This window comes from Neptunomonas japonica DSM 18939, assembly GCF_000422765.1.
Taxonomy (GTDB): Bacteria; Pseudomonadota; Gammaproteobacteria; order Pseudomonadales; family Balneatricaceae; genus Neptunomonas; species Neptunomonas japonica.
On record NZ_AUGR01000010.1, the window covers coordinates 185637 to 195418 of the forward strand.

Here is a 9782-nt window from a genome sequence, read left to right on the forward strand (position 1 = left end):
CCGGGGTTTTGTTTTTCTGACACTTTTAATATGCGACCTTTAATTCAGATGTATAGATTTGTCATGTCTAGCTAGGCTAAAATTCAGTGCTGATACAAATTTATAACAAAGCGCTGCTTGTAGAGTAAGTAGCCTAATTCATATTGGATGCTGAATGCTTTTTAACAAGCTCCCTGATGATCTTTTTTTACCCCTCTCGGGTAAAAACCGTAATATCTATCAAGCCGTTTTGCTGCAGTTGGCAGACCTGTTTTTTGATGAAGACTTAATAGACCCATTTATTCCAAAGGACTTGGTGCGCTCAACCATTGAAAACGCTGTAGTTCGCTTGGGTGTACGCCGCTGGGAGCCCGAGGAAGAAGACGGTTCTGAAGCAGAAGAGCTACCTCGTTCTACGGCTGAGTATACAAATCGTATCTACAGGCGCCTTGTGCAAACGGGTTGGGTTGAAGAAGAGCAACGTATTTACCGTACTTTTGTTTTGATGTCGCCATCTATCAGCTATTTGCTACGCTCATTAGTGTCGATCTCTAATTTAGAGAAGCGCTCATACGGTGGTGCCGTATTGAATGTGCTCAGCTCATTAGAGTCAGCTGTTAATGATCCCGCAGGGCGAGGTATTACTTTATCAGAAGCCGCACAAACATCGGCTGATTTTAGCGCCCACCTGACCGATATGATGTTGGGGCTACGAGAGCTAAAAATTAGCTTGTCGCATGCGCAGAGCCCTCAAGATGTGGTGCGTGGTTTTTTTGATCGCTTTGTTGAGCGGATATTGGTATCTGACTATAAAACGCTGAAAACTAAAAATAACCCTTTTAGGTTTAGGCGCCAGATTTTATCGCTACTGCGCGATTTGCAGTTTGATACGATTAAGTTAGATGCTTTGACGCGTCACTACCAAGAACAGTTTGAATCCGAATATGATGATGCTGAAGCAATGGTGCATGTGCATATAAATCGTATTGTGCGTATTTTTGATTCAGTAGATAAGCGTCTGGATACTATTGATGACTTCCGCTATCGCCTAGAAAAACGTGTTGCTGATACTGTCCGCTATATGGATAAAACTACACCGGGAATGGCATCTCGTTTGTCCCGCTTAATAAAAGAAGCGGCCAAAGATGATGCTTTACCTATGATTGATACCCTTGAAGAGGTGAACTTCATCTCTCCTGCGAGTGTGCGCGCACCGTTTAAGCGCCGCATTCAGGCGGAGCCTCGGGTTATACGCCAACAGATTATTGATCCTAAAGCGCTTGAGTTAAGACAGCTATTTAAAGAATTTAAAGAGCGTCGAGAAGTGAGAATAGATCGTATAGATGCGTATCTGGATCGTCATTTGGGTAGCAAAGAAACGCTACGTGCAGATGAGTTTGAGATTGATAGTATTGAAGATTATATATGCTTCAGTTATATCCGCCATTTGGCCTCGCTTGGTAAAAAAGCCAAGAAAACCGCTGAACAGTTCAATATCCAGTTTAATGATCAATACACCAGTGTGACCGGAATGGTTGAGTGTCGTGATTTTGTTATTTATAGGAAACGCTAATGCTTGGTGATCTACAAAAAATAATCAGCCGAAGCGATCAGTATGAAGCTGCCGATTTTTCGCACGCTGCTAATTTGTTACTGACAAACCAGTTTTTGCATGCGGATCGTTCATCACACAGGGATAGCTACTTCCTTATCTCTTCACATATCGATTACTTTACTAACTTGTTTGCTGCGATTGGTTGGTCTTTTATCTACCAACCCGATGAAGCTTACTTGGGTATCTTGCCGCAAGACAGTGAACGTAACTTAAAACTGCGTTTAGATGAGTCTCTTATACTGCTGTGTATGCGCCAGCAATATGAAGAAAAGCTAGAAAAGTTTGAAGTAGACAGCGGCAAGGCCTACACCAACATTAATGACTTGCTGTCGTTGTACGAGAACTTAACGGGTAAAGAGATCCCGAACGAAACACGAATGAAAGAGATTCTTTCGTTATTCGCTCGCCACGGTGTTATTGAGCGCGGTAAGCCAAACGAAACAGAGCCTAAAAATGTCCCTTTCAGCATTCAGCCGACTATCCGTCAGGTTGTAGTAGAAGATTATATCGGTCAATTAGAAGCATTGTGTGATCCAGATACACGAGATGCTCTGACCGAAGCAGAGGAGGCGAGCGCTGATGAAACAGCTTAATCGCATAGTTTTAGTTAATTGGTATGTGCTGGGTGCTGTTGAAGTGCCTATTAAGGGCAATGTTGCCATTGTAGGCCCTAACGGTTCGGGTAAGTCGGCTTTGTTGGATGCTATCCAAACCGTGTTAATGGGTGGGCATAAGCGCCACCTAAGCTTTAACGCATCAGCAGGCCAAAAGAGTGAGCGCTCTCTGCGTACATATTGCCTAGGTTACCTAGATGATGGCAGCAAAAAAGCGATGGCCAGAGAAGATTCTTTAACCTATATGGCGCTGAGCTTTTTTGATACGGAAACAGCTAAAGAAACCTGTATTGGTATCGCGATTAACGCCTCTACTGCATCACCTGAAGAAGAGATACTCGGGCGCTTTATTCTGCCTGATTTTTCGGTTGGCTTAGATGACTTCTCTATTGTTGAAGGCGATGGGCGTTTGCCTAAACCTTGGGTACAAGTGCGTGAGCAATTGCTTAAGCAGTGTCCTGAAATGGTATTAGAAAAGCGTGCCAGCAAGTTTATTCGCGAAGTAACAACAACGCTGAGTCATGATGCGCAGATGCCTAATGACGATGAGAAGTTTGTTAAAAACTTTAAAAATGCGCTGCGTTTTGTGCCGATTGATAGCCCAACTCGTTTTGTACGTGAGTTTGTACTCGATGAAAATATTGTCCATGTAGGTGCGTTTCGTAAATCGCTTGATGAATATCGTGCGATGGAACAAAAAACACGTGAAGTATTTAACCGAATAGCAGAGTTGGAAAAGGTTCAAGAGCAATGCAAAGGTGTGCAGCGTAATCTCAAAAACGCAGCAGAATATGAGTGGGTAGTGCACGAGTCTCGTTTTGAAAATGCGGATCTTAAAAAGGAAGATGCGCAGGAACGTTTAGAGGCCAACCAAGCGAAAGAAGCCAAAGTACAGGGCGAGCTAGAAAGTCACGCAGCAGACATGAGCAGCGTAATGCAGCACTTGGCAGATGCTCGTGCTCAGCTAAACAACTCCAATGCGGCTCATCAAATTAAGGCATTAGAAAACTCTATTACGGCTCGTTTGCATGAAGAAGGTGTCGTAAAAGATAAGATTCAAAATGTTTATAGTTTGTTTAGAACTACTGTGGGCTTTTCTAACTACGAACAGTTATTGCCAGAATCATTTTTACCGCTTGTAAAACGTTCGGTTGATCTATGGCGATCAGGTGAAGATATGATGGCGGATGTGTGGCCGCCAGAGCCTGTTGAGGTTGATAATACCATTGAGCAATTAAAGCAAAGTGTTGATTCAGTAAGACGCGACATAGGCCGTAAATTTGAAGAATCGGTGATCCGTATTAACGAGTTGCGCACTAACATCCAGAGCCAAAAAGGGGCGGTTGAGCAGCTCAAGCAAGGCCGTGCTCCCGTACGCCATAACACCCGTGAACTTATGGAGTTACTGGCTGAGTATGGCATTGAATCAACGCCTATATGCGAGCTGGTTGATATCAACGAAGATAAGTGGCGCATTGCCATTGAGTCTTTCCTTGGCGCACGCCGTGAAGCCTTGATTGTTGATCCTGACCATGTAAAAGAAGCGATTACCTTATATCGCCGTAAAGGTCGTCATTTAAAAGGCTGCCGTATTATCAATACAACAAAATCACGCGATTGGTTAAATCGTACTAAGCCCCAATCACTGGCGCATTTTGTTGATACTGATAATGAACACGCTAAGGCGTATATGAATCGTGCCTTGGGTGGTGTGATAGCGGTTGAAACCGAAGCCGAGCTACTGCGTCAAGAACGTGCCTTAACGTACGACTGCATGTTGCAAACAGAAGGTTCAACCACCTCTATTAATGAATTGTCGCCTATCATGGGGATTCGCCGCCGTGGTGATCAACTTGCCTCTAAGGGTAAACAAGTTGATGAAATGCTGGTCGAATTCACTACCTTGGGTAAACGTCATGAATCACTAGAAAAATTACGTGATAGCTTGATTAACCTAACAACTAGCTTGGTAGGCACGAGTGAAAAAGTCTTTGATCTAGTGCAGCAGCGCGAACAGCTAGGCACCGAGATCGAAGGTTATCGCCAAGCGATTACTGATATGCGCAATCATGATGATACGGGCATTCAGCAACGTATTGCAGACTTAGCGGAAGAGCAAAAAGCAGCGGAAGACAAAAATAAGCTGCTAATGGATAAGTTACAGCGTATCCGTACACACATGATCAAAGACTCGGCGGCATTGGAAGTACTGGATCAAGAGCTAACGGAGCATTCTGAAGCACGTAACGTTTGTGAAGCAAAAACTGACTTTGATGCCCAATCGGCTCAAGAAAAACGTGATTACCTCGATGAAACATGTGCGGGCGAGTTAGAACGTATTATTTTTGAAGCAGCTAAAAAGGCGCAGTCTGAACTGACGCTACATGAAAAGAAAAAGTACTCCGTGCGTGATGCTATCGCTAACTACAAAGCGAAGTACCATGGCGGCGGTATGAGCCATCAGGGCTTAGATAAAATTGGCCCTGACTCAACTCATGAAGAACTAGAGCAATATGTTGATGAAACGGTTCAAGCGCTAACTGATTCTGAATTGGCCTTGTATACGCAAAAAGCCGAGCGTGCTCGCTTAGAAGCCGAAACATCGTTCAGGTCAGATTTTGTGGCACATTTGAATGATCAAATTAACAACATTAAAGATCTCATTCGTGAGCTGAATAATCATCTTAAGAACCGTCCCTTTCACAAGGAAATGTATAGCTTTGAGATGATGCCTAATCCAGAGCTTAAAGATATTCTTGAGCTAGTAGAGGCCTATACGCGCTTAGATCAGGCCAATGTAGGCTCGTTGTTTGACTTGAAGTTTGATGAAGATACACCGCATCAAGATGCATTGTCCAAGATTCACGATGTATTAAAAGATGAAGGTGAAAGCAGTCTTTTACAGGATTACCGTAATTTTTATAACTTTGAGCTGGTGGTTAAAGACCTTAACGGACACCGCAAAACAACCTTAACTCAGCGTATTAAAACCGGTTCTGGTGGTGAGCACCAGGTGCCATTCTATGTGGCGATGGCGGCTGCTATGGGTGCTGCTTATCGCCTTAAAGAAGGCCCAGATGGCCAAGCGGTCGGTGGTATGAGCTTGTCGGTATTTGATGAAGCCTTTAACAAGCTGGATTCAGAAAACACCATTACTTCTCTAGGCTTTATGACAGACTTAGGGCTGCAAACCATTATTGCAGCACCAGATGAAAAGTACTCGTTATTATCGTCTTGCATGGAAACCATTATCAATGTTTGCCGTGATGGCCGTGTTGTTGATATTGATGTGGAGTTTCCAACGCAAAAGGGCAAAGAGCTACTTAACTCAGATAACCCGCGTAAGCTCATGGAGCAAGCAGCTTTATCTGATGATCTATTAGAAACAGTGTGATGTTTAATCGGTCTCTTTTAATCGAGGGGCCGGTTTTTTCAAGTAAGGGGTGATACGCAGTATTACCTTGCTTGAATAGCTAAGCAGTAGCGCTTGCTCATGAAGTGATACAGACCACCCTGTAGGTGAGTCTAAGATCTTAAGAAGAATACTGCGTATAGGCACTGTTTTTTGAGAGTCTGATTTTTTCGCATCAAGGATAAACTCAAGCTCACTGAACTGCTGGTTGCTCAGTAATCGGCAGACGGCTTTAAGGTCCCATATTTCTGGTATTTCTAGTAATGGCTTAAGTGGCCCGATAAGCGAGGACGCCAATAACTGCTTATCTTTTGCAAAAAACTTTCTGACCGTTAGCTCTCTTTGAATATCAGGAAATGCGTTGTCGCGTGCGTTGCTATCAAAAGAGAGTTCATTAAGGCCGTTAATAATGGTTGATAGTTGCCAGTTGCAGGCCTTAATCATCTTCCAAATAGGCTCTATGCTACTTTTTGAACCTAGGCTATATTTAGTAGCTTGGCGGCCGTCCAGCATATCCTCTTCTAGTAATGTGATTTGTAAAAAGGTGGTTTGTAGATCAATTAGGCATAAAGGCTGGGTCAAATAAGCGTATGAGCGCTCCCTCCTAAAGAAGGAGATCCATTCAGTACGGGTTTCTAATTGATTTAGAACGGGAATATGCATCATTATAGGTCGGGTCAGTTTTTCAAGATTATAAAGAGAATAGGTACACAACGCATCATGAAACTATTGAATAGATCAGCTATTGCCTTGTTAGCTCGCGCGCCGTTCGCACAATGGGTGGCAAGTCTGCCATTAGAGAGCGAGTTGGTGAGTGTGCCCGTCTCGTTGGATGAGTTGCAAAAAGAAGGCAATGTATACCTGATCAATGAGGTCGAAGAAGAAGCCGACTTTGCTGAAATTTTAAAAGACTCTTGGCAGGATATTTTTAAAAATGAGCTAGGCGCATGGGATGAGTTTGGCGATCACTGGCCTGAAGCGCTCACTTACGACCTATTTGTTGAATGGTTCGAGTGTGCTAACCAGATTATGGCGTTTGATGTATCAGACGATGTCTTGTTAGTGGCGCCTTTAGATAATTTGCCAGAATGATGATGTTGGTATGAATGATGAGCTTAAGCCAGTAGTGCAAAACGAAATGAGGTTTCATCCACTTCGTGAAGCGCTGTATGAAGAGATGCACTCGCGGCCGTTTCAGGTTATTCCTAGCCCTGCACGCATAACGCACCTTGCTGTATTTTGTGACGAAGAGCAGTCGAAAGCGCAGTTTGAGCACCTTAAAATACTCTTCAACAAATTTTTTGTGATGCCGCCTGAACAGGATGACGTTTGTCTTCAGTATGACCTAGGTGGTTTAAGAATCCGCCGTGAAAAGCATCTGGAATTTACGGCCTACACCTTTATAAATTTTGATATCCCTGAAGACTCAGATCCATTTGATACAACAGGCGCTGCGGCTTTACCCGTTGGCTGGTTAGAAAGTATTCCGGGAGAAGTGGTCACTGCATTCCACTTATCCATAGAAGAATCATCTGAAGACGATGAAGTAATGATTCCGCTAGTGAAACAGTACTTTGAAGGGATGCGTCTGGTAGGTAGCAGCCCGCAACAAGGCGATGCCCGAGTCTGGACCACACTGCGTTTGCACAGTGATGGCTTTGGACGTTTTCTAATTTACAATAAGCGTATGAGTGATAGCCAGCTCGGACGTTTAGCCCAGCGTATTATTGAGATCGAAACCTATCGCTTAATGACATTGATAGCGTTACCGTTAGCGCGAGAGTGTGGCCCTCATTTAGGCTCTATGGATAGGCAGCTAGCCAATTTGACCCATCAGCTCTCAGAAAGCATTGAAGTGAATGAGCAAGAGGTTTTGTGCAAGCTTACAGATATGGCCGCCCATGTAGAAGATTACCGGGCTAAAACCACTTTTCGTTTTACCGCAACCAAGGCTTATCATGCACTCGTCTTGCAGCGTTTAGTTGAGCTGCGTGAAGATGAAGTCTCGGGGCATTTAACCGTGACTGAGTTTTTAACACGACGTTTAACACCCGCGGTGCGTACATGCCAAGCAGTGGGGGAGCGCCTAGAAGATATGTCAAAGCGAATCGATAGAGTCTCTGATATGATGCGTACGCGTGTTGAGTTATCTATCCAGGCGCAAAATCAGCAGCTACTTGCGTCGATGGACAGGCGTTCAAAAATTCAACTAATGATGCAGCACACCGTTGAGGGTTTATCGGTTGCCGCCATTAGTTATTACTCTGTTGGTCTGGTTAAAATATTAATGGATGCTGCCTATGATAGCGGCCTAGACTTTAATAAAAGCATGGCCTTGGGCATAGCAGTACCTGTTGTTATCGGTAGCGTATGGTTAGCTACCCGTAAAATCCATAAGCATTTTCTTGCTTTGGCAAAAGAGCAGCGAGATGCAGATCTGGCTGATGAAAAAGTGCGTGATAAGGTGAAGAAATAATATGAGTATTGCGATCGTTGTTGAAGAAAAATTGCGTACAGATATTAGCGTAAGTGAATTACAAATCGTTAATGAAAGCCATATGCATTCGGGGCCGGCAGCAGACAGCCACTTTAAGCTTGTGCTTGTGTCGGATGACTTTGCAGGAAAGCGTTTAGTGCAGCGTCATCAAATGATCTACAAAATTCTTGCCCAAGAATTACAAACCCCGATTCATGCATTATCAATGCATCTTTATACTCAAGATGAATGGACCAAGAAGAACGGAGAAGTAATGGCTTCACCTACATGTAAAGGTGGCTCTAAAAGCTGATGTTTCATTGTTGTTATCTATTACCAACCGCACACCCTGTGGTGATAAGTTATAAATCTAATGAATCAAGAGGGCTGCTTGCCCCTGCATAGTGTAATCCAATAACATGAGTATAAATCTGTGTTGTTTTTACATCATTATGGCCAAGCAGCTCTTGAACTGTCCTGATATCACGCCCATCTTGGAGTAAATGGGTCGCAAATGAATGCCGAAAAGTATGGCAAGTAATTCGTTTATCAGTGATGCCTGAGGCGGCTACTGCCTTTCTTAGAGCCTTGCCGATAACACTGTCGTGTAAGTGGTGACGGCATTGAGTAGAGGAATCAGGATAAGTACATACTCCACTTGAAGGGAATATATACATCCATTTATGTTGGCGAAAACCATTAGGATATTTCTTACAAAGCCCATGAGGTAAGGAAGGGCCAATACCTTGTTTATTATCGGTAGCCTGTGTTTTCTTTGCTTTATCTATCAGTTGTTCTAGTTCCATCTTTAAAGAAGGACTGAGTAGGGTAACTCTATCTTTATTTCCTTTGCCATCTCTTATTGTCAGTGAATGTTGGACTAAATCAATATCCTGAATTCGCAGCCTTAGGCACTCATTTAATCTGAGCCCGCTACCGTAAAGTATTTTAAAAATGGTTTTATTTCGCCCGCTCGTGCAGCTGATTATTTTCTGAACTTCAGTCTTGGAGAGGACTGTAGGTATATGTCGCTGTTTAGTCGCATAACGAAAATTAAGATCACCTAATGGTTTGTTAAGTACTTTGTGATAAAGGAAAACTAATGCATTTAAAGCCACTTTTTGAGTGTTAATAGCTACGGATCTATTTTCGGACATATGTGAAAGATAGCTTTTGACTTCTTCCGCACCCATTATCTCGGGGTGTTTGTAATGATGAAAATATATGTACTGTTTGATCCAGTATATATAGGTTTTTTCCGTACGAATGCTGTAACCGCGTAGTCGAATTTCTTTACGTACTTTTATTAAAAATGGGCTCTGAGACATGAAATTACCTCCTTGTAATTACTGTTTTAATATATGGGGTATCCCCTTAGCTCCATGTCTGCCAAAATTCCAATATGGATCATCACAACAACATGCCTGTTGCAGGCACCGATTACCCGACAACTTTAAGCCAATTTCTTGATTGGTTCCATTCTGAAGAAGCTTGTCGTGCCTATCTTGAAAAACTAAAGTGGCCTGATGGTATCATCTGTCCTAAATGCAATGCCGTGAGTAACGCTAGTTTTTAAAGCCGTAAACGCTGGGTGTGTCGTTCTTGTAAACACCAAACCACAGTAACAGCAGGTACTATTTTTGATAAAACACGCACAGAGTTGCGTATTTGGTTTGTCGCTATATG

At 43.2% G+C, this 9782-nt stretch carries 8 protein-coding genes and 1 pseudogene; 7 read left to right on the forward strand and 2 right to left on the reverse strand.

Features of this window, described 5'->3' with window-relative positions; genetic code table 11:
- The first annotated feature begins 154 nt into the window (after positions 1–154).
- Genes G511_RS0108670 through G511_RS0108680 form a run of 3 tightly spaced genes read left to right on the forward strand, consistent with a single transcriptional unit; the run spans position 155 to position 5602 of the window.
- On the forward strand, positions 155–1552 hold the full coding sequence (locus tag G511_RS0108670; RefSeq protein WP_028469290.1) for a Wadjet anti-phage system protein JetA family protein: 1398 nt from the start codon (positions 155–157) through the stop codon (positions 1550–1552).
- Positions 1552–2187, forward strand: a complete 636-nt coding sequence (locus G511_RS0108675) for a DUF4194 domain-containing protein (protein WP_028469291.1) — start codon at positions 1552–1554, stop codon at positions 2185–2187. The genes G511_RS0108670 and G511_RS0108675 overlap by 1 nt, the downstream gene beginning before the upstream one ends.
- The gene (locus G511_RS0108680) at positions 2174–5602 is read left to right on the forward strand and encodes an SbcC/MukB-like Walker B domain-containing protein (RefSeq protein WP_028469292.1); all 3429 of its coding nucleotides are present in this window, start codon (positions 2174–2176) and stop codon (positions 5600–5602) included. The genes G511_RS0108675 and G511_RS0108680 overlap by 14 nt, the downstream gene beginning before the upstream one ends.
- A 3-nt stretch (positions 5603–5605) precedes the next feature.
- Here the strand turns inward: G511_RS0108680 and G511_RS22275 are convergent, their stop codons facing one another.
- Positions 5606–6286 (reverse strand): hypothetical protein, encoded by a 681-nt coding sequence (locus tag G511_RS22275; RefSeq protein WP_156905181.1) that lies wholly within the window; start codon positions 6284–6286, stop codon positions 5606–5608.
- Positions 6287–6340: 54 nt separating this feature from the next.
- Between G511_RS22275 and G511_RS0108690 the strand changes: the two genes are divergently transcribed.
- The 3 genes from G511_RS0108690 to G511_RS0108700 are packed head-to-tail and all read left to right on the forward strand — an operon-like array spanning position 6341 to position 8409.
- The gene (locus G511_RS0108690; RefSeq protein ID WP_028469293.1) at positions 6341–6712 is read left to right on the forward strand and encodes a hypothetical protein; all 372 of its coding nucleotides are present in this window, start codon (positions 6341–6343) and stop codon (positions 6710–6712) included.
- Between the two features lie 10 nt (positions 6713–6722).
- On the forward strand, positions 6723–8096 hold the full coding sequence (locus G511_RS22280) for a DUF3422 family protein (protein ID WP_036551692.1): 1374 nt from the start codon (positions 6723–6725) through the stop codon (positions 8094–8096).
- Position 8097: 1 nt separating this feature from the next.
- Positions 8098–8409, forward strand: coding sequence for a BolA family protein (locus G511_RS0108700; RefSeq protein ID WP_028469294.1), 312 nt, complete (start codon positions 8098–8100; stop codon positions 8407–8409).
- A gap of 49 nt (positions 8410–8458) precedes the next feature.
- Here G511_RS0108700 and G511_RS0108705 read toward each other — a convergent pair whose 3' ends face one another.
- On the reverse strand, positions 8459–9424 hold the full coding sequence (locus G511_RS0108705; RefSeq protein ID WP_028469295.1) for an integron integrase: 966 nt from the start codon (positions 9422–9424) through the stop codon (positions 8459–8461).
- 74 nt (positions 9425–9498) lie between these two features.
- Here G511_RS0108705 and G511_RS24720 point away from each other — a divergent pair.
- A pseudogene (locus tag G511_RS24720) lies at positions 9499–9782 on the forward strand (transposase); the annotation flags it as partial.